The sequence below is a fragment of the Pseudomonas sp. NFACC05-1 genome (assembly GCF_900100135.1).
GTDB lineage: Bacteria > Pseudomonadota > Gammaproteobacteria > Pseudomonadales > Pseudomonadaceae > Aquipseudomonas > Aquipseudomonas fluorescens_Q.
The window spans coordinates 30,731-56,247 of sequence record NZ_FMTR01000008.1; the positions used below are offsets into that span (position 1 = coordinate 30,731).

Here is a 25,517-nt window from a genome sequence, read left to right on the forward strand (position 1 = left end):
AGCATGTGTTCGACGTCATTGTCGTAGGCGGCGGTCCCGCAGGGCTTGGCGAGTGTATCCGGCTGATTGATCTGGGCCTGAAAGTCGCTGTCATCAGCGATGTATTCGGGGGGTGCATGGGCATGATGGGCGATCATCCATTGCAGTCCTACTGCAATGAACTGGAGATCGAAGGCGCGCCCTATCCCTTGCAAAGGTTCATGCGCAAGTTGTGCGTCAGCCCCACCGGTGAGGAATACGCAGCCTACATCCGTAGTAACTTCGAAGCCTTGCAATTGACCAAGATCCAGCAACGGGTGGTCACCGTCAGCAAGGTCCAGGGGCTGTTCGAGGTGAGCCTGGCCCCGGGTTCCCAGCATCGTTCCTTGCGTGCACAGCAGATTATCCTGGCAACCGGGATTCGCCCGAAGGCGCCGCCCTTCGAAATGCCCAGTGCCCATTGGTTCAATTGCTTTGACGTCTATCAAATGGTTGCGCGGGGCCAGGCCCATCGTTTCCTGCAGCAAGATGTGGTCATCTTCGGCAGTGGTAACAGTGCGTTCCAGATCGCACTGCTCCTGGCGCCGTTCGCCCGCAATGTGTCGATCCTGATCAAATCCTATCTGGGGCTATATCCCCAAGAGACCGATGATCGCTTTGCCCTCAGGTCCCTGAGCCAGCGCACGCTGGAAATGATTGCCAAGACTTCGTCCAGCTCCTTTCAAGGGCCGCTCAACAGCGCCAGCAGCACGGGCCGGGCCAATATCTGGCTACATGCCTACAACAGCATTCGCCAGGAAGGCGACAAGGTCGTCATGGACCTTCCGGCGTCACTCAACGGCCATCCGCTGCTCCAGGCTTCCTGTCGCAAGGCTCAAGAGGCGGGCCGGTTGGTCGTCGCCCAGGCATTCGACGGGCATGAGTTGCATTTGGATGTGTCGGCGAAGGAGCAATGCCTTGTTTCGGCCATCGGCGTCACCGCACAACTGCCCGCCACCGACTGGCCGCAACTGCTCAACCAGCAAACCGGCTTTACCTGTCACCAGGATGGGAAAAGCCCTGTCGCAGGCCTGTATTTCGCGGGTGCTGCCTCAGGTTATGCGTCGATCAACACGATGGTGCCGGCAGCTGCAGAAATGAGTGCCGCCATATCGCTGCGAGAAGGACTGCGGTCATGGGCGTGAGGATGTTCCAGCCGCTACGCCTGGACATTGGCGACGTGCTCGGGCAGTCGGCAGCGGCGCTCAAGCAGGCCATCGCCCAGGCCAAGGTACTGGTCATCGCCAACCAGGACGTCAGCGTCGCCCCTTATGTGCAGTTGATGCGCAGGCTGGGCTCGCCTGTCCATCATGTGTTGGCCAAGTACTGCCTCGAGGATTATCGGGAAGTGCTGACTGTGACCAATCTCCATCGGGACGGCCAGGCCTTGGGCGTGCATGAAGGAGGAGGGTATTGGCACACCGACATGTCGTACAAATCGGCGAACACGGTGTTCACGTCACTGCTGTCGGTACGTGTACCCGACCAACACGGCGAGACCCAATTCATCGATTGTGTCGCAGGCCTGCATCAGGTTCGCCAGTGGCTGGAAAGCCCAGGTTGCCCGCCGTACCTGAAAGGTCTCGACCTGGAAAACCTGCGGGTTCACCACCGTTTCGGCAATCGCGACGCGCTGCGCAATGCCGACGCCGCGGTGCAACAGCTCAATTCCCAGGAGGCTGGCGCACTGGAAAACACCGTGGTCCACCCCCTGGTGTACAAACACCCGCTCGCTTGCACGGCGTCACTGTATGCACCGGCTGCAACGGCCATGCAAATAGAAGGGGTAACGCCTGCACTGTCCCATCGCATTCTCGACAGCCTGGTCGACTTCCTTGTCCAGCACGCACCGCGCTATCGGCATGCCTACCGCCCAGGCGACATCGTCATCTGGGACAACCTCTCAACGCTGCATAAAGGTCCGCCAATACCCAAAAGTGAAGGGGGCGCCGATGCGCGCCTTCTCTATCGCATGAACGTCGATTTCCAGTGAGGCACTACTATGATCCAGACCATCGTTTTCCTGACGCCCCATTACCTTAACTTTGCCTCCGAGAAGGCGTTGCAGACGCTGGGTCGAGATTGCCGGACAGTGCTGATCGCCTATCATGCCGACGTCCTGCCGCCCGCGCTCGAGCGTAATGTCTCACAGGTTGTGCGCGTCGATGCCGACCTGCAGCGCAACATCCGTCCGCTGCTGGACCATGACCAATGTCGCAGCATCATCAGCGATGAGCTGCGAGCCGTGCAGGGCAATACTTCGTCATTGCGTATTTTCTGCCAGGAAGAGTGCCACGTTGAGCTGGCGGCTCAGTTGCGCGAGGAGTTCGGATTAGAGGGTGATACACAGGCGATCGTGGCGAACTTTCGCGACAAAGTGCTGATGAAACACGCGGTCAGCCAGAAGGGGATACGCATTCCCGAGTTTGTGCCACTGGATCACGTACGGCTATCGGCTGAGCCGCAGGCTTACTACGCCGAGCTGACGGCGCGATTGGGTTTGCCCCTGGTGCTGAAGCCGGTGAATGCGGCGGGCAGTTTCGAGGTGTCGATCATTCGCAACGAGGCCGAATTCATCAAGGCCCGCGAACAAGTGCTGGCCTCACCGTATCATTTTGATTACGAGGTGGACGAGTTCATTGACGGCGACATGTTCCAATGCGACTCGTTTGTGGTCGACGGTCAAATCCGCTACTGCGGTGTGCTGGAACTGGGTTGCACCAACTTTGACTTTGTCCAGGGCAAGCCCTTGAGCGTGATTCCCGTGGCCGACCCCACGCTCAAGGCGACCCTGGAGGCATTCAATCGGGACGTGATTGCGGCCCTGAACTTTCGCAACGGTTCGACGCACCACGAGGTCTTCGTGGACCGCAAGCGCGGTTATCCGGTGTTCCTGGAAATTGCCGCGCGCGTACCTGGCGGCATCGGGGTGCCGTACCACGAGAAAAACAGCGACATCAACCTGATCGACGCCAATCTCTACCTCACAGCCGGCGTCGCAGCTCTCGATGACATCAAGCCCAACGAGAAGAACAACGTGGTGTCCGCCTTGTTGCCCTTACGCAAAGGCCGGATCAGCCAGCTCAACGAGCCCCCCATTTCCAGTATCTACAACATCGACTGGCGGGTCGCCCCCGGAATGGTGGTGGACTCCCGGTCCCTGGCCGATACCGCGGGCATCCTGACTTTGTATAACGCAGACCCAAAGGTACTTCGCGCCGACTTCGAGGCTTTGCAGCACTACGTACCGACCCAGGTGGAAGTGCTGGAGCCGGGAACCGCTTGATCGATCAGGTAGGGCGCCAAGCACAGGTTTTTCTCAAGGAGCAGGCATGAAGACAGGAATACTCGGTGCCGTCAGCATGGCGGTCTACTGCATCTCGACGGCGCTCTCGGCCGTCTGGGTCATGGTGGCGTTCACCCGTATCAGTGGGGCGGCGTTGACATTCATTACCTTCCTGATGGCCTGGGCGGTATTTTTCCTGGTGCATACCTTGCGGGGTCATGACCCGTTTCGCCTGCTGCGCGAGGAGTGGCGAGGCGTGCTGCTGCTCAATGTGCTGACGTTGTTCAGTTGGTGGTTGATGTTCATGGCATTGCAGCGCATCGAGGCGTCGGTGGAGTCGGCCATCTATCAGGGCTGGATGCCGCTGGTGGTGGTGGCCTGTGAAATGCTGGTGGCGCGCTCCTCGGTCAGTCGTTCCCGCTGGCTGGGCGCGCTGCTGATCCTGCTGTCGCTGATGGCGTTGGTCCTTATGCGTCTCGCGCTTGGGGTCACGGCCCAGGTAAGCCTGGTCAACTTGCATGAGGGCATCGCCCTGGCGAGTGTTGCCGGGATCACTGGCGGGATCTATGTGTTCTGCTCGGCTCGACTGAACCGCGACAGCAAGTACAGCGCCATGGATATCCTGTGCGTCAGGTTCTTCCTGCTATTGATCGTCACAGGGTGGGTCGGCCGGGAAAATCTGCACCAACTGCTCACGCTGGATAGCGCCATGCTCGGCCAATTGATCAAGCTGGCGTTTGTCAGCGTGCTGATTCCGGTGTTTGCCCTGCAATTTGCCATTCAGCACCTGGGAGGTGGGCGGGTGTCCATTCTCACGCCTTGCGTGCCGGTCATTGCCTTGGCCGCCGAGTTCGTGCTCTCCACCTGGCATAGCCCTTGGGTTCCCGTCCTGGTTACGGTGGTGTGCGTGGCGGTGTTGTTGTCCAACGTCTGGTTTTCGCGAGACAGGCGCGTTGTTCATTCAGGGCCTATGCCTGTTGCCCTTCAAAAATAGACTTCTGTTTGCTGGAGCATCCCATGACTCTTTCCTTGGCCTTTGCGCAGGGGGCGGCAGACGCTTGCTCGAACGACGACCGCAGCGTACTGGCACGCACATTGGAAATCGCACGAACCTTGATCGGTTTCCCTTCTGTCAGCGACCGCTCCAATCTGGACCTTATCGAATGGGTGAGCGGGTATCTGCACGGTTTCGGGGTACAGGCCCAGATTCTACCGGACGCCTCCGGGCGCAAGGCGAACCTGTTTGCCAGCCTTGGACCGCCACGCCCCGGGGGCATCATCCTGTCCGGACATACTGACGTGGTGCCGGTAGCGGGTCAGGCTTGGGCGCAGGACCCGTTCAGCGCTTATCTGGATCAGGACCGGCTCTACGGTCGTGGCAGTTCGGACATGAAGGGGTTCATCGCCGTGGTGCTGGCGATGGTTCCCGAGCTGATGGCCTCTGCACGACAAAGCTTTCACCTGGCCTTGTCCTATGACGAAGAAGTGGGTGCGATGGGGGCGAAACATCTGGCCCCGTTCATCACCCAGGCGCAGTTGGAGCCCGCCGGTTGCATTGTCGGCGAGCCGACTTCAATGGCGTTGGTGATCGGCCACAAAGGGCGTCACGAAATCAATTGCTGTGTCCATGGCAAAGTGGCGCACTCCTCGTTGCCGAACGAGGGGGTCAACGCTATCGACTATGCCGCACGGGTACAAATGCAGCTTCAGCACGTGGCCAGGCGACTTTCACAGGGGCCGTTGGACAGCGGGTTCGATGTCCCGTACACCACTGTCCAGGTCTGCCGGGTCAATGGCGGTGTCGCTGGTAATGTCATTCCCGGTCAATGCAGCTTTGACTTCGAGATTCGCTACCTGCCCGGATGTGATGCCGAGCAACTGCTGGTACAGATCAAGGACGACGCCAAGCAGGCCATGCACAGTGAGACGGATGATCGCGCTTGGGCGGCGTCCATCGAGTTTTCCCACACGCTGCATACTCCGGGGTTGGATGAGAAGGGCAACCAGGCATTCGCGCAGTGGGTCCGCGAGGCTAGCTCAATGGCCCATGGCCGACAGCGAGTGGCGTACAGCACCGAGGCCGGACTGTTTCAGGCCGCAGGGATCCCCACGATCGTCTGCGGCCCAGGGAGCATCAAGCAAGCGCACAAAGTGAACGAGTATGTGGACTTGGCCCAGCTCAAGGCCTGTGAACAGTTCCTGCGCCGCCTGGCACGTTGTGAGCCATTGCCGCCAATTCCCGCAGGGGCTGCGCAATGAGCGCCACAGCCTTGGATAGCCAGGGGCGCGAACGCAGGAAACTGGTGCTGGCGGTGAGCGTGGGCGCCGCACTGGAATGGTTCGACTTCACCCTGTTTGCGATCTTCTCCTTGCAGATTGCCGCAGCGTTCTTTCCGGCTTCCGACCCATTGATGTCGTTGCTCGCGTCCTACCTGGCGCTCGCCGTCGGCTTCGTGGCCCGACCGTTGGGCGCGCTGCTGATGGGGCGCTATGCCGATCGCCAGGGGCGCAAGGCCGCGCTGACGCTGTCCATCATGCTGATGGGCGCCGGGACCCTGATCATCGCCGTATGCCCGACCTACCAAACCATCGGTTGGTGGGCACCGCTGAGCGTTGTCGTCGCGCGCATATTGCAGGGGGTTGCAGCAGGAGGAGAGATCGGTGGCGCGCTGGCCTATCTTGTCGAGACAGCACCGGCGGACCGTCGCGCGCTATTTGCGTCCAGCCAACAAGTGGCGCAAGCCGGATCATTCCTGCTATGCGGTTTAAGTGCGAGTCTGTTGTCGAGCGCGCTGACGCCCGCCCAGTTGGATGAATGGGGTTGGCGCGTGCCCTATGTCTTCGGACTGCTGGTCGTGGTCGCAGGCTTGAAAATTCGCCGCAGTCTCGAGGAAAGCGAGCCGCTGCGCCGCTTTCTCGATAATCAAGATAAGCACGCGATGGCCGGGAAGGGGCCTAGCCTTCGCCCCTATCTGCCCAACCTCGTGATGGGGGTGTTGATCGTCGTGCTCTGGACGGTCGCGACACAATTGATCAATTTCATCCCGACCTATGCATCGATGGTGCTTGAGCTTCCGCGCAACAAGGCCTACCTGGGGTTGGTGCTGGTCGGCCTCATCACGCTGCTGTGTCCGTTAACGGCACTGCTGTCGGACCGTATCGGGCGCTACACCGTGATGCTCATCGGTGCCGTGGGGGTCGCGCTCTGTGCCTACCCAGGGTTCGTATGGCTGAACAACAGTCCCAGTCTCCAGACGCTGATCATCTTCCAATGCGCGCTGGCAGTGTTGATGGTGCTTTACACCGGGCCGGCTGCGGCGGCCTTGGCAGAGCTGTTTCCGGTGCAGGTCAGGGCCTTGGGTGTCTCGCTGGCCTACGCCTTATCGGTGACCCTCTTCGGCAGTGCCACGCCTGCGCTGATTACCCTGATCTACCGCCAGAGCGGAGATGCCCTGGCGGCGGCCCACTGGTTGTTTGCGGCGGCCTGCCTGAGTGCGATACCGCTGGCCTGGGTAAGCCTGTCGAAATACCGGGCAAGCGCCACCCCGGCGCTGACGGCAGAGCATGAGACTTGAGTGACGTTGATTCACCCTGTTCATTGAACGCGCTTCGCAAACCCGTACTGCCTGGCAGACCCCACCACCGCCAACGTCAGCAGCAGGAGAACGACCAGGACCGGCGCAAACGCCACCACCCCCAGATGATCGAGCAGAATGCCGCCGACGATCCCGCCGCCGGCAATGGCGAGGTTCCAGGCCGTGACCAGCATTGACTGGGCGAGATCCGCCGCGTCTCCGGCAGTCTTGGCGATGGCCGTCTGGAACAGCGTCCCAGCCCCGCCGAAAGCGATTCCCCAGGCGGCCACGGCGATATACACCGCCGCAGGCCTGTCGTTCATTGCCCCGAGCATCATGGCCGAAAGGGCGAACAACAACGTACCTGCGAGCGTCAACGCCCGCAGATGGCGATCGATCAGCACGCCGACGACCCAGATCCCCAGCAACGATGCGACGCCAAAGACCAACAGGACCAGATCCGTTCGCTCGCCCAGGCCTGCCGCCGTCAAAAACGGAGCGATATAGGTAAAGAGAATGTTGTGCGCCAGGACAAAAGCCAGTACCACGAACAACACCGAACGAACGCCCGGCAGGGTGAAGACCTGGCCCAGGGCAAGACGTTTGCTGGAGGCCTGGCCGGGAAAGTCAGGCACCTTGAGTCGTACCCAGACCATCAAGGCCACGGCGAACAGGCTCATGAGGGCGAAGCTCATTCGCCAGCCGACCAGATTGCCGAGCAGCGTGCCAGCCGGGACGCCCAGGGATAACGCCAAGGGCGCGCCCACCATGGCGATTGCAATCGCTCGACCTTTCTGGCTTTCGGGCACCATGCGGGCGGCATAACCGGCCAACAAGGCCCACAGCAGCCCGGCCGATACGCCCCCCAGCAAGCGCGCGACAATGGTCAAGCCATAATGGGTAGAAAACGTCGTGACGGTATTGGCAACGGCGAAACCGGCGATGGCCATCAGCAACAGCGATCTGCGTCGCATGCCTTGGGTCGCGGCGGTCAATGGAATGGCCGCCAGCAAGGAACCGATCGCGTAGACCGTGACCAACTGGCCGGCGAGGGCTTCGGAGATCGCCAGCCCTTCGCTGATCTGTGAAAGAAGACCGGCGGGCAAGGCTTCGGTGAGGATGGTCACGAATGCCGCCAGCGCGAGGGCAAACAGTGATCCGATGGGGAGCGGCGCGGTGTCCGGGACAACCTCGGCATCGGCGTCGATATGGGTATTGGCAATCGTCATGTGTCACCTGCCTGGAACGCTTCTGACCCGCCGGATAGCGGCGTCAATCGCAGATTGATAAGTGCCGACTACGGTAAGTGCCCCTCCTTGGCGAGACAAGAATGCTAGAGTGCGCAACACATCGGAAAAAATGTCCGCAATTGGAGCCTGGCGTGGAATCACTGAGCGGGATTGATTTTTTTGTTCGCGCGGCCGAAACCCGCAGCTTTTCAGAGGCGGGCAGGGCGCTGGGCATTTCGTCTTCGGCAGTGGGCAAAAGCGTCGCCCGGCTCGAGGAACGCCTGGGTGTGCGGCTGTTTCATCGCAGCACGCGCAGTATCACGCTGACGGCGGAAGGGACGCTTTTCCTCGAGCGTTGCCGGCGTATTCTCTGCGAAGTCGAAGCGGCCGAACTGGAACTGTCGCAAACCCGCCAGGCGCCACGGGGCAAACTGCGGGTGAGTTTGCCGCTGGTTGCAGATTTGGTCATGCCGACGCTGATGGCCTTCATGCGCCGCTACCCCAGTATCGAACTGGACCTGGATTTCTCCGACAGGCTGGTGGACATCATCGAGGAAGGTTTCGATGTCGTCGTTCGGACTGGAGAACCGAACGACTCCCGGCTGATGTCCCGTCCGTTGGGCACGTTCAAGCTCGTCGTGGTCGGTTCGCCCCGGTACCTCGCCGAACACGGCACGCCGCAGGTGCCGGCGGATCTGCTGCGCCATGCCTGCCTGCTCTACAAGTTTCCCAGTACTGGCAGGATGCAGGTCTGGCCGATAAACGGGGAAGGGCAGCCGGATCTCAACCTGCCGGCCACCCTGGTCTGCAACACCACCGAGGCGTTGCTGTACGTCGTGCGCGATGCATTGGGGATTGCCTGCGTGCCGGACTTCACCGTGCGCGATGCCATCGCCAGCGGTGAACTGGTCACCGTCCTCGACGACTTCAATCGGCATCAAAGCACCTTCCGTATGCTCTGGCCCTCAAGCAAACACCTGGCGCCGAAACTGCGGGTGTTCATTGATTTCATGAGCAGTGAGTTGTTCAAGTGACCGGACCACCGCAATCGCGAGCAAGCTCGCTCCCTCATCCATGGGAAAGGTGCTGGCCACGGATTCAGATCAAGGGGCCTTGTTCTCCACCAGGCAGTTTCCGCCATCCACGACGATAACTTCCCCCGTGAGGTAGCTCGCCTCTGAAGACGCCAGGAAAGCCACCAGTGCAGCGACCTCTTCGGGACGTCCGGCGCGGCCCATCGGCGTGTATTCGGCCGCTTTGGCTTCCTCTGGAGTGGTCGATCCTGTGGTGATCCAGCCGGGAGCGACGCTATTCACCGTGATCCCTTGCTGGGCGACTTCCAGCGCCAGGCTCATGCTCATTCCGACCATCGCGGCCTTCGCGGCGCTGTAAGCCGCTTCACCGGGGTTACTGCAGCGGGTGCCGGTCGTGGAACTGATGTTGACGATGCGCCCGTAACGACGCGCCCGCATGCCGGGCAGAACTGCCCGTGTAAGCAGGAAAGCCGTGGTCAGGTTTCGCGCCAGCGTCAGGTTCCAGGTGTGCAGATCCATGCTTGCCACGTCGGAAAAAAACTCCGGGCTGCCTTGCATCGCCATGCCCGCGTTGTTGACCAGAATATCGATCTGCCCCCAGACGGACTCCGCCCATGCCATAAACTCACGTACCTGGTTTTCATCGGTAAGATCGAGGGCCCGTCCTTCGACTTCGAACCCTTCGGCGCGCAGTTCTGCGACTCGATCGTTGATGCGTGCACTGCTGGCGGTGACGATCAGTCTGGCGCCTGCAGTACCCAGTCTGCGCGCGATCGCCATGCCGATTCCGATCTCACTTCCAACCCCACTGATGAGTGCCACAGGGTTCTGTCCAGTTGCGTTTGGCATGGTGCCTCCAAAGGGGGGGAAGTGATTGCCAGGCGTCGGCGCGCTATATGAACATCCTGATCAACGCCCGGACACCGCCGTCATCCCCAACAACCGCTTTTGCCGCCAGGCCGGTGCGTTGGTAGGGAAAAGCGCCACGTCTGGCCGGAAGCGGGCGAGACCGCAGGCGGCGGCGATGCGCTGGCGTTGCTGGCCGCGGACAAGGGCTTGCTGAAAGCTGTGTTCACTATGGGCCAATCCCAGCATATAACGAGTACCCTCCTGGAAGTGTCCGCTATTGGCTTGCCACCATCTTTCGATTGCCTGTGAATCGGGCCAGGGCAGGTTTTCATCAGGGTCCATGGCGACATTGGGATCTTCAGGGTTGTCGTTCGGGCCCGCATCGAAATTCGGCAGGGCCTGCAATTCCAGATCAAGCAACGCCAGGTCCGCGCCGGTGATCATGCTGAAGGCCTCGCCGGCGACGCGGGCATAGGGCAGGTCGCTCATCTGCTGGATCAACCAGGGCACGCAGACCGGATCGCCCAGCAGTCCAAGGGCCTGGAGGCCGATGCGCCGATCCCGGGGATCCTGTACCCATTGCCGTATCCAGGCGATGCTGGGTTCGCGTTCTTGCCAGGCCAGCAGTACGCAGAGCGCGCGGTACTGGAACTCGCCCGGTTGCTCGGCGAATGAGCGCAGAGCCTCCAAGGCTTGCTGGTCGCCCATTTGGGTGGTGGCCCAGTTGGCCCAGAAGCGCGTGGCGGCGTCTTCATGCTGGCGGTGTGCACGAATCGCCGGCAGCAGGTCACGCCGGCGCAGCTCGCCAGCCGTGCGGGCGGCACGTGCCAGCACGCTGGGGTCGGCGTGGGACAGTTCGGTCAACAGGATAGGGCCGGGATTCTGGCGATGCATGCCGCAGGCCGCCAGGCCGAGGCGGTGAAACAAGGGCTCGGGGGAGGCGAGCATGCGCTCGATCCAGGGCGATATCCGCTCCCAGTCGAGCCACCCCAGGGCCATCAGGTAACCTCGTTCAGTTTCCGTGGCACTTCTCAAGTGCTCGCTGAGCCGCGACAGCACCTTCGCATTGGCCGTCTCGAAGGCCAGCAGCACACAGGCGAACATCTCTCCGACGCTGTGCGGGCCCAACTGGGTCAGCAGAATCTCCAGGCTTGTTGAGCCGGCAATACGCAGGCCATCGAGATGAGCGTCGATGCGTTCGTCCAGTTTGCCGAGGTCATCAAGGTCATAGTGGGGCGCGCGCACGGCATGATCGTGCAGGAGGATGAGGAAGCAAGCTTCTTCGGCATGTTGCTCGATCATTGATGAGATGGGGACCATGACGTCTCTGTCTTGTTACGGCACCAGGTTTCCAAAGAAGTAACGTTTACCGACTTCGAAGTGCAGGGGAGAGGCCATGTATCGGTCCAGGATAGCGGCCGCATTCAGCGGTTGAAACTCGCCGTTTTTTCCGTAGAAGCTGGAACAGTCGACGCCGGAATACACTTCGAATTTACGCCTCCAGATGAGAAAGTTGCTCCAATCGATCCATTCGTCAGTGCCTGAAGGAACCAGGGACTTTCTCATGACCCAGACTTGTTTGTTCATGTCGACGGGCATCCCCCCGGAAATTGAGCAGCGATCGCTGCCATAAGCGTCCTGCAGTTGGCTAAGTCGTGAATCGACAGCCGCTTTGTAGTCGACTTCGTTCAGGCCACTGTCAAAGAACTCGGGCTCGTTTTCAATGGGGTCAAGAAGATTGGCTAGATTGGCTTCAACGGCGGCACGGTCGGCCCGACGTGCAAGCGTACGCCACGCCTCGACCATGAAAGGTATCAGCCACAGCACACCAGACCACTGGGCCGCCACGCAGGCCTCGATGCGAAGGTAGGTGGGGGCTTCGATCATGAGCTCGGCAAGGAAATCCAGGTCCGTGTCGATCCCCGCATCAGCGGTCAGTCCAAGGCAGGCCGACACCAACGTCGGATCGCAATCGGGGTCCACTATCCATTTGCGCAGTTGGGCTACGTGGCTGTAATCGCCATGCTTGGCCTGTTCCAGAATCGCAGCAAGGGCAATCCACGGGTCATCATTCATCCAACCGTCAGGTGACAATACTTCTACCGGAGCGGAGCCGCTGTAGTGATATCCTCGGCCCTTCCAATAGAAGCTGTCTTGAAGGAAACCTGGTCTTTGGGTGTGCTTGTAAATATAGGCTTTCATCATTCGGGCCTTGGAAAACTATTGATGCGTGTCTCTTGAAGTGTACTTAGCTCTCCTTCGAGCTTCTCACACTTCTTGCCAGTAGGCGCGAGATTCCCTTGCCCGGCCGGACAACCGCCGGCCGCCTTCGGGACTCTATGCGCCACCGGCTCTCCCGGGCCCACTTCTGTTTTCCAACGCATATAGCCCGGCCGGTTCATCATCCAATCATTTTCGATATTGTTTTTCTCTCGTTTGCTCGTTACATAGTACTTATTGCATCCGCTCGGTTGCTTTCCGGCGGGTGGCAACAGGTGCCTGCACTTGGGATTGGCCCGGACTTTGGCGAGGACGGCTGCATTCTTGGGATTTTCTGCGGTGCCGTAGAACTGGTCTTCCGTCATGTACTCCCCGTTCGCTTGAGCCTTGGAGTGCGCCGCGCCGCCGCAACATTCACATTTGTGTTTGCCCGGTACCTTGGCGTCTTGTTGCACCGGACTGTATTTGGCGGTGTTGACCATGGGCACGGCCGCATTCGCTGCGGGGCTGGCATGATTCGATGTGGTGAGATCGGTATGTCGGTCTACGTTCTGGCCTTCGAAAAGAACATCCATTGACCATGAAACAAAATAGGTCTTGCCGGTGATGACGTGAGTGATGACACCGGCCCCCTGACTTCTTGTGGCGGCTTCATCGCCCAGCGGGGAGGTTTTATAGAAGGAGCGATTTTTTAACATGATCTCCTTGTTTTCGATCTTGACGGTCTTGCTGCCTTTCTTCATGTCCTTGGAAAACGAAGTGTCCGGATAGGGCACCGGGATGGGTCCCCCCGGAGGTGGCGGTGGTGTCAGGCAGACATCCGGGAACGCCGCGATGACCTTGCCGCCACCCGCTTTGCATGCAATCTCATCGCCGTTTGCGTAAACGTCGCAGCTCATAGGTCCCCCTCTGGCTGGCTAAGGTCGCGCACGACAGCCGCCGCGCGTGCACCGGCCAGGGCACTGCTCAGACAGATCGCGGTGGTTCCCGGTGCATAGCCTTTGCGAAAGGCCTGGTCGGCGAGTATCAATTGGACGATTCCAGCAATGGCCCCGGTGTCACCCATGGCCTCTGCCCAATGCCACAGTGGCTGATCCTCTTTTCGCACTGTCCGAAAAAGCCGGGCCTCCATCAGCGGAAGTTCCTTGAACCCGTATTGCTCTCCCGTGACATCGGACAGGCGCAAATCAATTTCATGCAGACCCAGTTTGGCCTGGGCGAGTGCCGTACGAGCAGCGTCGGTCAGCCCGCCTGCTCGCAGGGGTTTGCTCGACAAAAGAGGCGCCTCTTCTTGCCCAAAGCCCAGGCCTGAGATTTTCAAGCAGGTGCCAGGCTGCCGATAGGCCTGAATCAGGATGGCCGCTGCCCCTTCACCAGGAAACAAGCCGTCATTGTGAGTGGCCGTTTTCAGCCGGCGATGTTCGTCCAGCCACTGCAGCGTCAAGGCGCTGAGTAGCGAGTCAACACCCGCCACCACACAGGCGGGGACCCGTGTTTCCTGCATTAATCGACTGGCTTCATGAAGGGCATGCATGCCGGCAACATGGCCGGAGGGGATGACCCTGGAATGCGTTGGATGGAACCGTATGCCCAACTTGGAAGATACGTCCTGTATGACGGCCTGGGCTATTTCCCTGATATTGATTCCGGGACGCTCCGGTTCAGCCAGGCACAGGAGAAATGGCACTTCTGTCCAATCCAGCTTCGGCGCACCCTGTATCAACTCGACCAGTGCATGCTGCATGAGCTCGGACATGCGCGCTGCTGCCGGCAAAGCCAGGTCAAGGCTGGGCACCGCCGCGCCGATGATCGGTTCGCACGCGTTGTCAAAAAACGGCAGCTCCTGGAGTGCTGACAGCCCGGCGCGCTTGGCAGCACAGGCGCTGGCGACGCATAAGCCCACGGGGCAGGCCATGCCCATGCTGGTAATGAAGAGGGCGTGCCCCTGCATGGAGGTCATGTTTCCTCTTCCGCGGGAGGATAGGCTTCCTTTGTCCACGCGATGAGTTGAGCCAATGACTTGAAGTGTTGTTTCGCGCGCATGCGTTCTTCGTTGGCCTTGGCCTGCTCGAACTGAGCGGCGGTTTGCCCGACGATGACCTTGGCCACCTCCCTGATGTTGCGCCCGAGGGGTGAAGAAGCTCGCCATGTCAGCGTCAGGCGATTCGCGTCTGGTTCAAGAATGATGGTGTCGACCACAGCGGCTGCTTCCCGTGTGCTGTCGTCGTGGAAAACGACAAGCATCGCGAGTTTCAGATTTGCCGGAAGCCTGAATGCCGAGCGGCCTTTATCACTCAGGTTAAGCAGCGCGACTTCTTCGCCCCCACGGGGAAAATCGATTTGCTGGTCCTCGGGTGCGCATTGGAAGTAGCGCACGTCAAAATCTTCGGGAAGAAATGGAAATTGATGATCAAGCCACGCCTGATCATAAGTGCCGGCCCATTGGATACGCTGCCGCCATGCCCGACCAATCGGGCCAAATGCCATTGGCTTGTAATGTTCGTGGGGAGCGGTGACCGGCCTGTCCAGTTCTTCGGTATTGGGGAGCGGCAAGCCATTGGTCTGGGTACTGCTCGCTGCGGGGTAAAATCCGACTCCAACCGGGTTCCATGGGTACCATTTGTGTTTGGCCGGGTCTGTATGCGTGCGATCCACGCCGCCAAAAGCCTGCGCGTAGGTAATCGGCATTGTGGTGAATGGAACAGGTTTGCTTATCGAGTGGGAGAGGGCGCTATCCTCATAGTTTCGTGCCCCAATCACTTTGAATGCCTTGACGAGAGTCCCCACTTTCAGCGCTACGTTCACCTCTGTTGCCGGCTCACCGTTGGGGGCGTGGCAGTGGCCATTCAGCAGAACATCGCAGCGGGGCTTGTGCAGCGCAAAATCGTTTTCGTATAACGCGGCTGATTCGCAGGGCTCCCCTGGGAATACATCGGCCATGATCAGCGGAACCTGTTGTTCAAGCAGGCGCGGCGGATGTCCAGGGTGATCTGGAATGCCGTAGGTCCCTTTCGCCACCACGACCAGCCATTCACGGCCCGTTTTATCGGTTGAGGTCGTATAGCCGCCGACCAGGCGGGTCTTGTTTACCAATTCCATGGCGTCACTGCCTCAGTTGATCTGTACCGAGCCGCCCTTGATGCGGTTCACGCCAGACGATCGGCTCGAGAGGTAGGCCCCTCGGATCAACACCTTGCCTTCGCGCGTGAGGGTAATGCTCGCCTTGCCGCAGCGCAGGACGATTTCCCGTTCTGCGGTGAATTCCAAGCGCTCGCCGTCCAGCTGGGCGACGGCAGGCGCGGCGGTTTGCGGCAGGCGCTGGATGCGGCCGATCACCAGCGGTCGGGCCACATCGCCGGCCTCGAACATCAGCGCGACCTGGGCGCCGATGTCCTCGCGAGTGAGCGGTGTGGTCGTGCGCGCAGCGAGGCCTGTATCAGCGGGGCAACCGGGGAAGGCCACCACTGGGGCGTCCGCCTTGGGCACATCCAGAAGCACGCCAATCACGACGCCCTCCACGCGCGCTGGCGTGGAGGTGGAGGAGGCGGGGAGGTGGTATTCAACGGTCATAGCGCCTACTCCATGGCTAGTTCTGCAGAATCTTCTGGCCTTTGACGACCACGTTTTTGCTGGCCTTGATCTTGATGGCACCGGAGCCGTCGATGGTGATGTTCTTGCCGCTGATCATGATCGTGCCGTCCTTCTTCATGGTGATGCTGGCGTCGCCCGTCGTCAGGCTGATGGAGTCGCCGGCGGTCAGGGAGAAGTGCTTGCCAACGTCCAGGCTGTCGTTCTGCTTGATGTTGGTGGTGCGGTTCTGGGCGACGTCGCGGGATTCGTTCTGGCCAATCTGGGTGCTCTGGTTGCCGCTGATCTCGATGCCTTCGTTGCCCTGGACCGTTTCGTTACGGTTGCCGCTGATGCCGATGGTCTCGTTACCGCCCACGTCCTCGGTGCGGTTGCTGGCAATGCTGATTTTTTCGTTGGCACCGACTTTTTCGGTGCGGTCCGCGCCGATGGTGATGGTCTCGTTACTGCCCACGTTCTCGGTGCGATTGGCGCCAATGGTGATTTTCTCGTCGCTGCCCACCTTCTCGGTACGGTTCACGCCAATGGAAATGGTTTCGTTATTGCCGACCTTTTCCGTGCGATCCACACCGATGGTGATGGTTTCGTTGTTATCGACGGTTTCGGTGCGGTCGTGTTTGACGTGCACGGTTTCGTCGTTGTCGATGGTCTTGCGGCGGTCATGGCCAACCCAGTGGGTCTCGTCGTTCTCGACCTCGATGTCCTGGTTTTTCTCGGCGTGGATAAACAGCTGCTCGGCGCCTTTCTTGTCCTCCATGCGGATTTCATTGAAGTTGGCCGGCGAGCCACCCTTGCTCGAGCGGCTTTTCACCCCGCTCTGGGTGGCATTGGCCGGCAACCCGTAGGGCACGGTCTGTTCGGCGTTGTAGACACGGCCGGTGATGATCGGCCGATCCGGATCGCCCTCGAGGAAACTGACGATCACTTCCTGGCCGATCCGCGGGAGCTGCACGGATCCCCAGTTCTTGCCGGCCCAGGCCTGGGAAACACGAATCCAGCAGGAGCTGTTTTCATTGGACTGGTCATGGCGATCCCAATGGAAATGCACTTTGACCCGGCCATATTGGTCGGTCCAGATCTCCTCGCCACTGGGCCCCACCACCACGGCGGTTTGCGGTCCACGGACGATGGGCATCGGCGTGAGGGGCAGAGGGCGGAAGGCCTGGTTGGCATCCATGCAGTCCAGTTCGCTGACGAACTGTTCGGCGACGTCCGACTGGCCACTTTCATAGGCATCCTGACGAATCTGATAACGGGCGGCCACCACGAGATACTCGCGATTCTGGTCCGCGCGGTCATATCCCGTCAGCGTGAACACATGACCGCAACCGATGCCGCGGGCGCGACCGCGCAATTGCACACGCTCGAACTGACTGTGGATGGCTTCGATGCGAGTACGCGCATAATGATCGCCATCGTTGCTCTGGACGTATTCACCGGGGTAGTCGTAGAGCGGGTAGTCGGCGTTGGTGTGGGTGCGCGGCACACTGGAGCGCACCTCGAGGCTGGCGCGTGGGCGCAGGAAGTCATAGTCGTTCAGCGCCAGCGAGCCGGGTTGGACTTCCCGTGCCAGTTGCCAGTCGTAGAAATGATCGCGCTCGCGCATTTGCCGATCGGGCGGATAGAAGGGCACCGATTCATAGTCTGCCGCCGTGGAGTGAGCGCCATAGGCGTCGGCCAGTACCAGGACATGCCGTGACTTGTCATGGCGAAAGTAATAATAGATGCCTTCCTGCTCCATCAACCGGCTGACGAAGTCGAAGCTGGTTTCGCGGTACTGCACGCAATATTCCCACTCGCGGTAGCTGCCGCTCAGGCTGTCCTCGAAATCGGAGAAGCCGAGGTCGCGGAACACCTGCTTGATGATGTCCGGCACTGTCTTGTTCTGGAAAATCCGGCAGTCGGAGGTGCGCGTGAGCAGCCAGAACCACGGGCGCAAGCTGACGCGGTAACCGGCGAACTGACCGTGGCCGGTCAATTGCCGGCAACTGCAGACAATGCCGTGGAAATAGCGCTTGCCGCCGTCATACAGCTCCAGGGTCAGGCCCATCGGCTTGCCCAGCAATTGGTCGAACGTGATTGCCCGGTCTTCGGAGGTCAGGTCCAATTCGTAGTGAAACAACCGCCCCAGCTCTTCGCTGCCCTCCATGCTTTGCAGCAACAAGACATCGCCGCCGAGGGGGCTGTCGACCTGCACCAAACGGTTGTTTTGGGTGATTGCCATGAACGGCTTCCTTTGGCTCGTGTTCGGGCGTCAGTCGGCCGTGGTAAAGAAGGTGGCGTCGCACGCATAGTCGTCGCCATAGGGGATGCCAGGGGAATTCGAGTCCAACACTTGCTGCACATCCACCACAGGGGGATCTCCTTATCGGTATTGCGGTCTTCAATCGAACTGAACGTACGAGCAGATCCTCATCCTGCGGATTGACGTGTGTCTGGAGCCCGTTAGATAACGTTCCGAGCATCGCCCGGAATGGGACGGATACCTGACGTCAAGATAGGTGACGGAAGGTCGTCTACGTAGTTTCGTTAGCTATAACTGTCATTCCAAAATCGAATAACACTATGAGAGTGACGGACTCGGCCTTTGCAACCTTTCTGACAAGAATGTCAGGAAGCGGTCAGCCTGCGGACACCTTCGCAGCCTAGACTGGGGAAAATGTACATCCAGGCGATCTTGCAGGGGGCTTGAAGCATCAGCACCCAGCCAAACATCGGGATCGGCTATTGGGTCTCCTAATTTGTGGCACCGTTTTAAGAGAGGCGTTACCCGATGCGTTTGCTCATTGTCGAGGACGAAGAAAAAACCTCCTCCTACGTCCATCGTGGCTTGACCGAGCTTGGCTACATTGTCGACGTTGCCACGAATGGCATCGATGGCCTGCATTACGCACTGGAATGGGACTACGACGTGGTGATCCTGGATGTGATGCTGCCGGGCAAGGACGGCTACGACGTGTTGCAAGGCCTGCGCCTGCAAAAGAAAACCCCGGTCATCATGTTGTCGGCCAGGGGGACGGTGGATGATCGCATTCGCGGACTACGCGAGGGCGCCGATGATTACTTGGGCAAACCTTTTTCATTTGCCGAACTCGTCGCGCGTGTCCAGGCCTTGATCCGTCGTCACGCAGGTGACTCGGCCGACCTGACGCATTTGCGCATCGACGACCTGGAGGTCGACCTGCAAGCGCGCAAGGTGACCCGGGGCGGGCTGCGGCTGGACCTGACGGCCAAGGAGTTCTGTCTGTTGAGCCTGTTGGCGCGGCATCAAGGCGAGATCCTTTCCAAGCTGATGATTGCCGAGCAGGTCTGGGACATGAATTTCGACAGTGACGCCAACGTGGTCGAGGTTGCGATCAAGCGCGTCCGCGCCAAGGTAGATGCCCCGTATCCGCGCAAGCTGCTGCATACCGTCCGCGGCATGGGGTATGTACTGGAAAGCCGAGAGGCAGATGGCAGGCAAACGGGTACGCCTTGATGAAAAGATCGATCGCCAAGCGGCTCGCCCTGATGTTCGCCCTCGCTGTCCTGCTGATCATGTCGATCAGCGCGACGCTGTTGCGCTGTTCCTTGAAGCAATCGCTCGATGAGCAGATGCAAAACGAGCTGGTGCTGCGCCATTCCGTGCTCGACCCGGTGCTAGCCAAATACGATTCGCCAGCATTCTGGGTCGGTTTGCGCCAGAAGCTCGACGGCCTGACGCCCGCGGATGAACGAGTGCGCTATTGGATCCTGGTAGACAACCCGGCCTTCAGTTACGGCGGGGCGATGCCCGATGGCCAGGATTGGTCGAAGCGCTCCGATGGGCTTTTTACCCTAGATCTACCTGACCGAGAGCGCCCCATGATGGTGTTGCTCAAGACCATTCCCGCCATGGGCAACCGTCCGGAACTGCGTTTTATCGTGGGGCTGGACTCGACGCCGTTCAGGAAGACCCTGGACCACTTCACCAAGATATTGATCCTGACCTCGGCGTTGGGCATCGGGCTGGTTGCGCTGCTCGGTTACTGGATCGCGCGTTTTGGCCTGGGACCGGTGAGGCGCTTGAGCCGTCAAGCCAACAGCCTGCCGCCGGGGGATTCGAAGCAGCGACTGGACACCGAAGCGCTACCTGGCGAATTGCAGGAACTGGCGGTGTCATTCAACGGCGCCTTGGCGCGCCAGGAAGCGGCCTGGTGCCAGCTCGAAGGGTTCAATGCCAATGTGGCCCATGAGCTGCGAACGCCCCTGACCAACCTGATCGGACAGACCCAGGTGGCATTGGCCCACGGGCGTGAGGTGAGCGAGCTTCAGGACTTGTTGCAGTCGAACCTCGAAGAGCTGGAGCGGATGGGCACCATCGTCAATGACATGCTGTTCCTGGCCGGGGCCGAGAGCGGGCAACGAGCAACCGAGCTCAGTGACGTCTCGCTTTATGAAGAGGCGGCGAAGACGGTGGAGTATCTGGAGCCGGTCTTGCATGACAAACAGCTGAGCGTGGTGATCCAAGGCGACATGCGCGTGTGCATCGACCGACGCCTCTTTCACCGCTCCCTGGCCAATTTGATACAGAACGCGGCGCGCTACGCGGTGCCGACAAGCACCATCACGGTGACGCTGGCCAGCCACGGCATGCAGGTCGAGGTGAGCGTTTCCAATGCCGGAGAGCCCATCGACAATTCGCACCTGGAGCGTCTGTTCGAGCGTTTCTATCGCGCCGACACCGCCAGGGCGCGAAGCGATGCGCACCATGGGCTGGGCCTTTCCATCGTGCGTGCGGTGGCGTCCATGCACGGTGGACGCGTGTTTGCCCACAGCGAAAACGGGCTCAACACCTTCGGATTTTCCTTGATGAACCAGACCGCGCGTTAGTCGTCGCCCCTGGGAGTAAAGTCCGCCCGCGTTTGACATCTTCCCGTCAGCCAGCCGTCACCTTGACGTCAGTCGCCCCCGCCTAAAGTGCCACGACCATCCCAACGAGGACAGTGTCGTGGAGCCCACTATGAACATTCGAAACCTGTCGATTGCCGGCCTGCTGGCAGTCATCTCCTTGAGCGGCTCGCCGCTGCTCGCCAAAGAGCAAGCGCAGTTCCCGGCCTACGAATATGGCATGCCGCTGGACATCGCCAGGGTCATTCATATCGAGGAGGCGACATCGCCGGTATGCGAGGTCGTGCAAGCCAAAATGACCTACTTGAACACCCAAGGGGTAAAGAAACACATCAGCTTTCTGCAGCTGGCTGAGGCGTGCTCGAAACAGTGACCGTCCGGCGATGCCGGTTCATTTCTTCAGACAGGGACCATCACCATGTGGAATAGAACACCCCCCGCCATTGGCCGCACGAGCACCATGAATCGGCTTGCGAGAATGGCGAGAACCCTCGCCGCGGGCGTCGCGCTGCTTAGTACGGTGAGTATCGAAGCTTCCGATCGCATTACACCGAAACCAGACTGGTCGACCAGCGACATACCGTCCCAGAAAGGCCGGATTGTCCTGATCACCGGTGGCACCAGCGGGATGGGCTACGAGGATGCGCTGGCCTTGGCGCGTGCCGGCGCCGAGGTCATCATCGCCGCGCGCAACCCGGAGCGTGGCGCACAGGCCATTGCGCGTATCCGCGAGTCCGTGCCCGACGCCAAGGTGCAGTTCGAGAACGTGGACCTGGCTGATCTTTCATCGGTGCGCGGCCTGGCCCAGCGGCTCAATCAGCGACTGCCGCGCCTCGACGTGTTGATCAACAATGCCGCCGTCATGGCGCCTCCCGAGCGAGGTACGTCTGCTGATGGCTTTGAACTCCAACTGGCCACCAATTACCTGGGGCACTTCGCGCTGACCGGCCTGCTGGTGCCGCTCTTGCGTCAAAGCGAGGATGCCCGTGTGGTGAGCCTGTCAAGCATTGCCGCGGCGCGCGGCGCGATGAATCTCGATGATCTGCAGAGCGAGCAGAAGTACGACCCCTACGCGGCTTACGCACAATCGAAACTGGCCATCCTGCATTGGGCCTTTGCCTTGCAGCGGCGCAGTGACGCCGAAAACTGGGGAATTCGCAGCATGGCGGCGCATCCCGGCGTTGCGGTCACCGAGTTGGTCGCGCGGGGTCCAGGCCTGGACAGCGAGTTCGGTCGGCGCTGGGCAAAGGACCGCGATGCGTACCACTCGGCAGCACAAGGGGCGTTGCCCACGTTATATGCCGCCACGGCTGCCCAAGCCGTAGGCGGGGCTTATTACGGCCCGACCGGTGACGATGAACGACGCGGTCCGTTGGGCTTCGCCAAGACGCCGCCCGCCGCCAACACGCAGGCGGATGCCGAGCGACTCTGGGCTGTCTCCGAGCGCCTGACCGGCGTGACCTATCGCTGATGCAACCCTGGGCGCGGGCGTCCGTCCCGCGCTTGACCTTTGCCTTTGCCGTCTCCCCGGAGTCCCTATGAGCACGCCTTCCTATTTGCACCGCCTGAGTCTCGCCCTGAACGCCCGCGACGGCGAGTTACGTCCAGCGTTGTGCGGATTCCTGCTGTTCCTTTGCCTCTTCACCGGTTACTTCATGCTGCGCCCGATCCGTGAGTCGATGGGTATCGCGGCAGGGGTGGAGAATCTGCAATGGCTGTTTACCTCGACCTTCCTGGTCATGCTGGCTGCCGTGCCGTTGTTCGCCTGGCTCAGTTCCCGAGTGCCGCGCCTGCGCCTGATCGACTGGGTGTACGGCTTCTTCGGTTTCAACCTGCTGATGTTCGTCGAGTTGTTCCAGTTCCAGCCAGACAGTGTCTGGCTGGCCCGGGTCTTTTACGTCTGGATCTCGGTTTATAACTTGTTCGTCGTGTCAGTGGCCTGGAGCCTGATGGCAGATGTATTCGACAGCGAGCAGGCCAAGCGTCTGTTCGCCTTCATCGCCGCGGGCGCCAGCGTCGGCGGTTTGTTGGGGCCGGCCCTGAGCGCGCTGCTCATCGCCCCCCTCGGCGCCTCGGGATTGATGTTTCTGGCGGCCTTGTTGCTCGGTGCCACGCTGGTGTTGAAACGGGCGTTGATGGGGTGGCGCGAAACGGGCGGGGCTGGTCGTCCCGGTGCCGCGCCGACGCAAAGCCCCCAACAGCCATTGCACGGTAATCCGTTCAGCGGGTTGACGACGGTGCTCAGGTCACCTTACTTGCTGGGGATCGCCGGCTTCGTGGTGCTATTGGCGACGGTCAGCACCTTTCTCTATTTCGAGCAGGCGCGCCTGGTGGCCGAGCATTATCCGGATCGCCAGGCGCAGGTACGCATCTTCGGCACCATCGACATCATCGTGCAGGCGGGCGCGTTACTGTCCCAGCTGTTCATCACCGGCCGCATAGCGCCGAAGTTGGGGGTGCGTGCTTTGTTGGCCGTCGTGCCGCTGCTCATGTGCATCGGCTTCCTCGGCCTGGCGTTGGCGCCGGGGTTCGCTCTGCTGGCGGCGGTGATGATCGTGCGACGAATCGGTGAGTACGCGTTCGTTCGGCCGGGTAGGGAAATGCTGTTCGCGTCGCTGGATGCCGAGAGTAAATACAAGGCCAAGAACTTCATCGACACCGTGGTTTATCGCGCGGGTGACGCCATGAGCGGCTGGGCCAAGAGTCTGCTCGACCTGCTAGGGCAGGGGGCCGGTCTGGCCGCGATAATCGGCGCCTGTTGTGCACTGCTGTGGGGTTACCTGGGCTGGCAACTGGGGCGGAGGGCGGATAATGCCACGTTGCGGGAGTTACGTTTGGCGACCATCTCGGCCAGGGCATGAAGACCGTACCGACCAGCATGAAACCCACTCTATTGTCTGCCGCGTCGTTGCGGCGAGGAAAGGTGAAGCGGATGAGTCTGAAAAACACGGTACTGGCGATCGTAGCGGTTGTTGCTTTCTCGGCGTTCTCCACAGCGTTTGCGGGCAAGGAAAACGCCGTGGTCGGGACATGGCGCATGGTCAGTGCAACCGTTGAGAGCCAGGGCAGTAGATCGGATGCTTATGGCCCCGATCCCCATGGTTGGCTCGTCTTCACGCCAGAGCTGACATTTGTCGAAGTACTCACGGATCCACGCGTGCCGGCGTTTCGATCCAACGTTCGTGGCGAAGGCACGGATGAAGAAAACCGGGCAGCAATGGCGGGGAGCATCGGTTTTTTCGGGCGATATACCGTCGACCGGAACGGTGAGTTCACAGGCAACACTGTCAAAGGGGCCACATTCCCGAACTGGGTGGGCGCTGTGCGCACCCGGGACGACCTGCAGTTGAAGGTCGATGGCAACCGGATGGTAGAAGATTTTCGCCGCCCGGATGGGGCGAAGGTTCACATTGTCTGGGAGCGCGTAAAGTAATTCCGAAGCGTCTTCCATGCTGGACATGCCTGGGTTCAGCCAGCTTGTTCAAGGACGAAACAAATGAGTGTAGGCCATCACATGATGGCCTTTTGCTTTTAAGCGGATCCCGCTAGAATTCGTTCCCCTCTCTATGAGCGGCATTAGTAAAACTACGCAAGGAAGTCGATATGCAATTTGCAAAAGCCATAGGCCTCGCCTTGGCCTTGAGCCTGAGTGGATGCGCCAGTTTCACCAAAGATGAAGTGGCCCCCGTGAATCTGCCTTCAATGGCCAGCTACTCGAACAAGCCGAACGTCTATGTCGATTTCGATTTCTATCAGGGCGATCCCGACAATGCCAAGGCCACCGAGGTACCGCAGGCTCGCGACATGCTCAAGCCCGATCTGAAGCGAACCTTCGATGAATCAGGGCTTTTTGGGCGCGTGGTCTTTGACGAATTCCAGAAGCAACCAGGCGATTACAGTCTTCGATTGAAGGTCTATAACCATGCGCCAGGCGGTGGGCAAATGGTCCTGGCGTTCCTCAGTGGCTTTACGTTCACGATCATTCCTGCGTTGGCCACCGACCAGTACACCATGAGTCTGGAAACCCTGGACGAGCAGGGCCAGCCATTGGGCAAGGCCAGCAATCATGATGCGATCAACACCTGGATGGGCATCTGGTTCCTGCCCCTGGCAGGTAATACGCCCAAGGCTGCCATCACCGACACCTTCAACCGCCAGGTCAACGCGCTGTTGAAGAACTGGGTCGACAACAACCGCATAAAATACTCCGCTGTCGACACCCGCATTCCACGGGGCTGACACCGCTAGAAAAAGAGCCGCAATCGCGGCTCTTTTTTTGATTTACTTCAACGCTTGAGTGAACTGTGGGTCGCTGTACAAGCTCTTGAGCAGGTCTTGAACCATAGGGTTGTAGTTGTTCGCGGCCGCCGGGATGGCGATCGGACCGAAGAAACTGCTGTCCCAATCACGCTGCACATCTTTAGTGGTTTCGTATAAAACCTGATCACCTTTACGCAGTGTGAAGCGCGCAGCCACTTCGCCATGGCCGCTGCTCATGCCTGCGGTGAGCTGGCTCTTGACCAATTGAACCTGTAGCTGCCGGTCAGCACGAGGGTCCAACAGACCCGCCTGGCGGAGCTCATCGTTGATCGCGGCCTGGATGTGCAGTGGAACGCTGCCCTCGGGCGACGAAATCGGGTTCAGGCGCACCATCAGCGACCCTTGACCTGAATCCGCATTCACCTGCGTTTCGCGCAAGGGCTGCATGGGTGCATTTTGCTTGAGCTGCTGAACGTTCTGAAAATTGGGTTCATAGCGGGTCATGGTCACACCACAGCCTTGTAGCACCAGCGCGCAGAACGGTAGAGCCAAGTAGAGCTTCTTCACAGCAAATCCTTATGTGCTTTTT

24 protein-coding genes are annotated in these 25,517 nt (G+C 60.1%); 14 read left to right on the forward strand and 10 right to left on the reverse strand.

Features of this window, described 5'->3' with window-relative positions:
• Positions 1 to 5: 5 nt before the first annotated feature.
• Genes BLO97_RS14335 through BLO97_RS14360 form a run of 6 tightly spaced genes read left to right on the forward strand, consistent with a single transcriptional unit; the run spans position 6 to position 6,879 of the window.
• Positions 6 to 1,163 carry an NAD(P)/FAD-dependent oxidoreductase gene (locus BLO97_RS14335; RefSeq protein ID WP_175489846.1) on the forward strand — a complete coding sequence of 386 codons (1,158 nt, stop codon included), beginning with the start codon at positions 6 to 8 and terminating at the stop codon, positions 1,161 to 1,163.
• Entirely contained in the window at positions 1,154 to 2,011 is an 858-nt protein-coding gene (locus BLO97_RS14340) for a TauD/TfdA dioxygenase family protein (RefSeq protein ID WP_092346361.1), read from the forward strand. Before BLO97_RS14335 ends, BLO97_RS14340 begins: the two co-directional genes overlap by 10 nt.
• Positions 2,012 to 2,020: 9 nt before the next feature.
• The gene (locus BLO97_RS14345) at positions 2,021 to 3,304 is read left to right on the forward strand and encodes an ATP-grasp domain-containing protein (RefSeq protein WP_092224546.1); all 1,284 of its coding nucleotides are present in this window, start codon (positions 2,021 to 2,023) and stop codon (positions 3,302 to 3,304) included.
• A 46-nt stretch (positions 3,305 to 3,350) separates the two neighbouring features.
• Positions 3,351 to 4,298 carry an EamA family transporter gene (locus BLO97_RS14350; RefSeq protein ID WP_092346363.1) on the forward strand — a complete coding sequence of 316 codons (948 nt, stop codon included), beginning with the start codon at positions 3,351 to 3,353 and terminating at the stop codon, positions 4,296 to 4,298.
• Positions 4,299 to 4,321: 23 nt separating this feature from the next.
• The gene (argE, locus tag BLO97_RS14355; RefSeq protein ID WP_092143494.1) at positions 4,322 to 5,563 is read left to right on the forward strand and encodes an acetylornithine deacetylase; all 1,242 of its coding nucleotides are present in this window, start codon (positions 4,322 to 4,324) and stop codon (positions 5,561 to 5,563) included.
• A complete protein-coding gene (locus BLO97_RS14360; RefSeq protein ID WP_092346365.1) occupies positions 5,560 to 6,879 on the forward strand; it encodes an MFS transporter in 1,320 nt (439 codons plus the stop codon). The genes argE and BLO97_RS14360 overlap by 4 nt, the downstream gene beginning before the upstream one ends.
• A gap of 20 nt (positions 6,880 to 6,899) precedes the next feature.
• On the opposite strand, the gene BLO97_RS14365 is transcribed toward BLO97_RS14360, so the two are convergent.
• Positions 6,900 to 8,108 (reverse strand): MFS transporter, encoded by a 1,209-nt coding sequence (locus BLO97_RS14365; protein WP_092346367.1) that lies wholly within the window; start codon positions 8,106 to 8,108, stop codon positions 6,900 to 6,902.
• 152 nt (positions 8,109 to 8,260) lie between these two features.
• On the opposite strand from BLO97_RS14365, the gene BLO97_RS14370 reads away from it, so the two are divergent.
• Positions 8,261 to 9,142 (forward strand): LysR family transcriptional regulator, encoded by an 882-nt coding sequence (locus BLO97_RS14370; protein ID WP_092346369.1) that lies wholly within the window; start codon positions 8,261 to 8,263, stop codon positions 9,140 to 9,142.
• Between the two features lie 69 nt (positions 9,143 to 9,211).
• On the opposite strand, the gene BLO97_RS14375 is transcribed toward BLO97_RS14370, so the two are convergent.
• The 8 genes from BLO97_RS14375 to BLO97_RS14410 are packed head-to-tail and all read right to left on the reverse strand — an operon-like array spanning position 9,212 to position 18,023.
• On the reverse strand, positions 9,212 to 9,991 hold the full coding sequence (locus BLO97_RS14375; RefSeq protein ID WP_092346371.1) for an SDR family NAD(P)-dependent oxidoreductase: 780 nt from the start codon (positions 9,989 to 9,991) through the stop codon (positions 9,212 to 9,214).
• Between the two features lie 60 nt (positions 9,992 to 10,051).
• On the reverse strand, positions 10,052 to 11,311 hold the full coding sequence (locus BLO97_RS14380; RefSeq protein WP_092346373.1) for a TIGR02270 family protein: 1,260 nt from the start codon (positions 11,309 to 11,311) through the stop codon (positions 10,052 to 10,054).
• A 15-nt stretch (positions 11,312 to 11,326) separates the two neighbouring features.
• Positions 11,327 to 12,193 carry a hypothetical protein gene (locus BLO97_RS14385; protein WP_175456210.1) on the reverse strand — a complete coding sequence of 289 codons (867 nt, stop codon included), beginning with the start codon at positions 12,191 to 12,193 and terminating at the stop codon, positions 11,327 to 11,329.
• The gene (locus tag BLO97_RS32100; RefSeq protein WP_092143443.1) at positions 12,193 to 13,110 is read right to left on the reverse strand and encodes a DUF4150 domain-containing protein; all 918 of its coding nucleotides are present in this window, start codon (positions 13,108 to 13,110) and stop codon (positions 12,193 to 12,195) included. The genes BLO97_RS14385 and BLO97_RS32100 overlap by 1 nt, the downstream gene beginning before the upstream one ends.
• A complete protein-coding gene (locus BLO97_RS14395; protein WP_256571885.1) occupies positions 13,107 to 14,171 on the reverse strand; it encodes a 3-oxoacyl-ACP synthase in 1,065 nt (354 codons plus the stop codon). Before BLO97_RS14395 ends, BLO97_RS32100 begins: the two co-directional genes overlap by 4 nt.
• A complete protein-coding gene (locus BLO97_RS14400; protein ID WP_092346375.1) occupies positions 14,168 to 15,310 on the reverse strand; it encodes a DUF2169 family type VI secretion system accessory protein in 1,143 nt (380 codons plus the stop codon). The genes BLO97_RS14395 and BLO97_RS14400 overlap by 4 nt, the downstream gene beginning before the upstream one ends.
• 12 nt (positions 15,311 to 15,322) lie before the next feature.
• The gene (locus BLO97_RS14405) at positions 15,323 to 15,781 is read right to left on the reverse strand and encodes a DUF6484 domain-containing protein (RefSeq protein WP_092143439.1); all 459 of its coding nucleotides are present in this window, start codon (positions 15,779 to 15,781) and stop codon (positions 15,323 to 15,325) included.
• A gap of 16 nt (positions 15,782 to 15,797) precedes the next feature.
• Positions 15,798 to 18,023 carry a type VI secretion system Vgr family protein gene (locus tag BLO97_RS14410; RefSeq protein WP_092346377.1) on the reverse strand — a complete coding sequence of 742 codons (2,226 nt, stop codon included), beginning with the start codon at positions 18,021 to 18,023 and terminating at the stop codon, positions 15,798 to 15,800.
• A 549-nt stretch (positions 18,024 to 18,572) separates the two neighbouring features.
• Here BLO97_RS14410 and BLO97_RS14415 point away from each other — a divergent pair.
• From BLO97_RS14415 to BLO97_RS14445, 7 genes are all read left to right on the forward strand, one after another.
• Positions 18,573 to 19,277 carry a heavy metal response regulator transcription factor gene (locus BLO97_RS14415; protein ID WP_092346379.1) on the forward strand — a complete coding sequence of 235 codons (705 nt, stop codon included), beginning with the start codon at positions 18,573 to 18,575 and terminating at the stop codon, positions 19,275 to 19,277.
• Complete coding sequence (locus BLO97_RS14420) at positions 19,277 to 20,650, forward strand: heavy metal sensor histidine kinase (protein WP_092346381.1); 1,374 nt, start codon at positions 19,277 to 19,279, stop codon at positions 20,648 to 20,650. Before BLO97_RS14415 ends, BLO97_RS14420 begins: the two co-directional genes overlap by 1 nt.
• Before the next feature lie 130 nt (positions 20,651 to 20,780).
• A complete protein-coding gene (locus BLO97_RS14425; protein WP_092224519.1) occupies positions 20,781 to 21,041 on the forward strand; it encodes a DUF2790 domain-containing protein in 261 nt (86 codons plus the stop codon).
• Between the two features lie 105 nt (positions 21,042 to 21,146).
• A complete protein-coding gene (locus tag BLO97_RS14430; protein ID WP_256571887.1) occupies positions 21,147 to 22,139 on the forward strand; it encodes an oxidoreductase in 993 nt (330 codons plus the stop codon).
• Between the two features lie 67 nt (positions 22,140 to 22,206).
• Positions 22,207 to 23,529, forward strand: a complete 1,323-nt coding sequence (locus tag BLO97_RS14435) for an NTP/NDP exchange transporter (protein ID WP_092346383.1) — start codon at positions 22,207 to 22,209, stop codon at positions 23,527 to 23,529.
• A 71-nt stretch (positions 23,530 to 23,600) separates the two neighbouring features.
• Positions 23,601 to 24,101: a lipocalin-like domain-containing protein gene (locus BLO97_RS14440; protein WP_092346385.1), complete on the forward strand. Its 501-nt coding sequence runs from the start codon at positions 23,601 to 23,603 to the stop codon at positions 24,099 to 24,101.
• A 170-nt stretch (positions 24,102 to 24,271) separates the two neighbouring features.
• Entirely contained in the window at positions 24,272 to 24,907 is a 636-nt protein-coding gene (locus BLO97_RS14445; protein ID WP_092224511.1) for a hypothetical protein, read from the forward strand.
• A gap of 42 nt (positions 24,908 to 24,949) precedes the next feature.
• Here BLO97_RS14445 and BLO97_RS14450 read toward each other — a convergent pair whose 3' ends face one another.
• Positions 24,950 to 25,495 (reverse strand): hypothetical protein, encoded by a 546-nt coding sequence (locus BLO97_RS14450; protein ID WP_092224509.1) that lies wholly within the window; start codon positions 25,493 to 25,495, stop codon positions 24,950 to 24,952.
• Positions 25,496 to 25,517: the final 22 nt, after the last annotated feature.

Excerpts from the sequence above, each read along its gene's own strand:
- BLO97_RS14410 (WP_092346377.1), bottom strand. The coding sequence starts at position 18,023 with ATGGCAATCACCCAAAACAACCGTTTGGTGCAGGTCGACAGCCCCCTC.
- BLO97_RS14415 (WP_092346379.1), top strand. The coding sequence starts at position 18,573 with ATGCGTTTGCTCATTGTCGAGGACGAAGAAAAAACCTCCTCCTACGTC.
- BLO97_RS14385 (WP_175456210.1), bottom strand. The coding sequence starts at position 12,193 with ATGAAAGCCTATATTTACAAGCACACCCAAAGACCAGGTTTCCTTCAA.
- BLO97_RS14350 (WP_092346363.1), top strand. The coding sequence starts at position 3,351 with ATGAAGACAGGAATACTCGGTGCCGTCAGCATGGCGGTCTACTGCATC.
- BLO97_RS14375 (WP_092346371.1), bottom strand. The coding sequence starts at position 9,991 with ATGCCAAACGCAACTGGACAGAACCCTGTGGCACTCATCAGTGGGGTT.
- BLO97_RS14360 (WP_092346365.1), top strand. The coding sequence starts at position 5,560 with ATGAGCGCCACAGCCTTGGATAGCCAGGGGCGCGAACGCAGGAAACTG.
- BLO97_RS14430 (WP_256571887.1), top strand. The coding sequence starts at position 21,147 with ATGGCGAGAACCCTCGCCGCGGGCGTCGCGCTGCTTAGTACGGTGAGT.
- BLO97_RS14395 (WP_256571885.1), bottom strand. The coding sequence starts at position 14,171 with ATGACCTCCATGCAGGGGCACGCCCTCTTCATTACCAGCATGGGCATG.
- BLO97_RS14425 (WP_092224519.1), top strand. The coding sequence starts at position 20,781 with ATGAACATTCGAAACCTGTCGATTGCCGGCCTGCTGGCAGTCATCTCC.
- BLO97_RS14380 (WP_092346373.1), bottom strand. The coding sequence starts at position 11,311 with ATGGTCCCCATCTCATCAATGATCGAGCAACATGCCGAAGAAGCTTGC.
- BLO97_RS14445 (WP_092224511.1), top strand. The coding sequence starts at position 24,272 with ATGCAATTTGCAAAAGCCATAGGCCTCGCCTTGGCCTTGAGCCTGAGT.
- BLO97_RS14365 (WP_092346367.1), bottom strand. The coding sequence starts at position 8,108 with ATGACGATTGCCAATACCCATATCGACGCCGATGCCGAGGTTGTCCCG.
- BLO97_RS14405 (WP_092143439.1), bottom strand. The coding sequence starts at position 15,781 with ATGACCGTTGAATACCACCTCCCCGCCTCCTCCACCTCCACGCCAGCG.
- BLO97_RS32100 (WP_092143443.1), bottom strand. The coding sequence starts at position 13,110 with ATGAGCTGCGACGTTTACGCAAACGGCGATGAGATTGCATGCAAAGCG.
- BLO97_RS14345 (WP_092224546.1), top strand. The coding sequence starts at position 2,021 with ATGATCCAGACCATCGTTTTCCTGACGCCCCATTACCTTAACTTTGCC.
- BLO97_RS14435 (WP_092346383.1), top strand. The coding sequence starts at position 22,207 with ATGAGCACGCCTTCCTATTTGCACCGCCTGAGTCTCGCCCTGAACGCC.
- BLO97_RS14440 (WP_092346385.1), top strand. The coding sequence starts at position 23,601 with ATGAGTCTGAAAAACACGGTACTGGCGATCGTAGCGGTTGTTGCTTTC.
- BLO97_RS14420 (WP_092346381.1), top strand. The coding sequence starts at position 19,277 with ATGAAAAGATCGATCGCCAAGCGGCTCGCCCTGATGTTCGCCCTCGCT.
- BLO97_RS14340 (WP_092346361.1), top strand. The coding sequence starts at position 1,154 with ATGGGCGTGAGGATGTTCCAGCCGCTACGCCTGGACATTGGCGACGTG.
- BLO97_RS14400 (WP_092346375.1), bottom strand. The coding sequence starts at position 15,310 with ATGGAATTGGTAAACAAGACCCGCCTGGTCGGCGGCTATACGACCTCA.
- argE (WP_092143494.1), top strand. The coding sequence starts at position 4,322 with ATGACTCTTTCCTTGGCCTTTGCGCAGGGGGCGGCAGACGCTTGCTCG.